Genomic DNA, 1,554 nt, shown 5'->3' with positions numbered 1-1,554 from the left:
GCCGAACATCTCAGCGAGAGCTATCAGACCGGCGCCGCGCATCATCCCGGCGAGCGCCCGGCAACCCCGCCGCCGATGGCCGCGCACCATTCCCCGGCCGCCGCCATGCGGTACACCGAGTGCAAGATGGCGCCGCTGTCGATGGAGATGGTCCGCGACATCGACGAGGAGACGGTGCGGAATGCCTGGCTGCGGGTGGACAGCTGACCGATGAGGGCGATCAGTGCCGGGTCGTCGGGGTTTCGGCCGGCCTCGATGCGCAGTATCGAGACTGTGTCGTTGGCGATGTGTTCCCATTCGGGGAACAGTTCCTGGGCCGCGGCTTCGTGCAGGAACATGAACCGTGCGGTGTTCACCGGACTTTCGGTGGCGAGAACGGTGGTGTAAAGGGCTCGACCGAGTTCGTTGACGGCAAGGATGTCGAGGCGGTTGTTGAACACCACCGCCGGCAGGTGGTCCATCGAGTCCAGCAGTACCCGAATCCCGGGGCTGACATTGTCCTTTGCCGTGGTCTTGCGGCGTTTGCGAGCCTCGGGGGTGAGTGCGGCGAGCAACCGCTCCAAGTGTGCTCGTTCGTCCTCGTCGAGTCTCAGCACAGTGGCGATAGCTTCCACGATGGCGGGTGAGGGGCCGGTGGCGCGGCCGCGTTCGAGGCGGATGTAGTACTCGGGGCTCACTCCGGCCAGTAGTGCTACTTCTTCGCGTCGTAGTCCTTTCACCCGCCGTCGGGTGCCGGTCGTGGGAAGTCCGGCCGTGGAGGGTGAGACTCGGTCACGGCGCGTGCTGAGGAATTCGCGAACCGCGGTGCGCGCCGCCTCCTTCTCGTCCATGTTGTCGAGCATAAGTGCTGGCAGGACACTTGAGGGGTCACTGTGAGTACCCCTCTCGGCAGGATCTGTCTCGACTGCACGACGCGGTGTTGTCTGGAGGCAGGGATACACCGAAGCCGCGCCAGGTTGCACTCGGCGGGCCGAGGTGGCCGTCCCTTCCATCACCACCGTCGAAGGAGTCGACTGATGAAGCACGCTTCTCTCGGAGCTCTACAGGTATCCCGGATCGGGCTCGGTGCGATGACCATGGCCGGGACCTACACCACTGGTGGAGACCTGGACGACGACGAGTCGATCCGCACCATCCACCGTGCACTGGACCTGGGCGTCACCCACATCGACACCGCTGAGATCTACGGTCCCTTCCACAGCGAAGAGGTCGTCGGCCGGGCGATCACCGGCCGCCGCGACGAGGTCGTCGTCGCCACGAAATTCGGCTTGGTCTCGCACTCCGGTGGCGGCCCCCGCGTCACAGACAGCAGCGCGGCGAATGTGAAGGCCGCCGTCGAAGGGTCTCTCAAACGCTTGGGCACTGACCGAATCGATCTCTACTACCAGCATCGCGTGGACCCCAACACTCCGATCGAGGAGACCGTCGGTGCGTTGGCCGAGCTGGTCGCCGAAGGCAAGGTGTTGCACATCGGGCTGTCCGAAGCCGCACCGCAGACGATTCGCCGCGCCCACGCGGTACACCCGGTGACAGCACTGCAGACCGAGTACTCGC

At 65.2% G+C, this 1,554-nt stretch carries 1 protein-coding gene and 1 pseudogene; one reads left to right on the top strand and one right to left on the bottom strand.

The genetic code is table 11. The features are described 5' to 3' along the window. Positions 1-227 precede the first annotated feature (227 nt). Positions 228-830 (bottom strand): annotated as a pseudogene (locus ACFWF3_RS35490) (helix-turn-helix transcriptional regulator); the annotation flags it as partial. A gap of 186 nt (positions 831-1,016) precedes the next feature. Between ACFWF3_RS35490 and ACFWF3_RS35485 the strand changes: the two are divergent. Then, positions 1,017-1,554: aldo/keto reductase (locus ACFWF3_RS35485; RefSeq protein WP_379318505.1), on the top strand; the 538-nt coding region annotated here is incomplete at its 3' end.

The sequence above is a fragment of the Nocardia sp. NPDC060220 genome (assembly GCF_042727815.1).
Taxonomy (GTDB): Bacteria; Actinomycetota; Actinomycetes; order Mycobacteriales; family Mycobacteriaceae; genus Nocardia.
The sequence above is the reverse complement of the archived record's forward strand: the minus strand, read 5'-3'. Positions and strand labels throughout refer to the sequence as shown.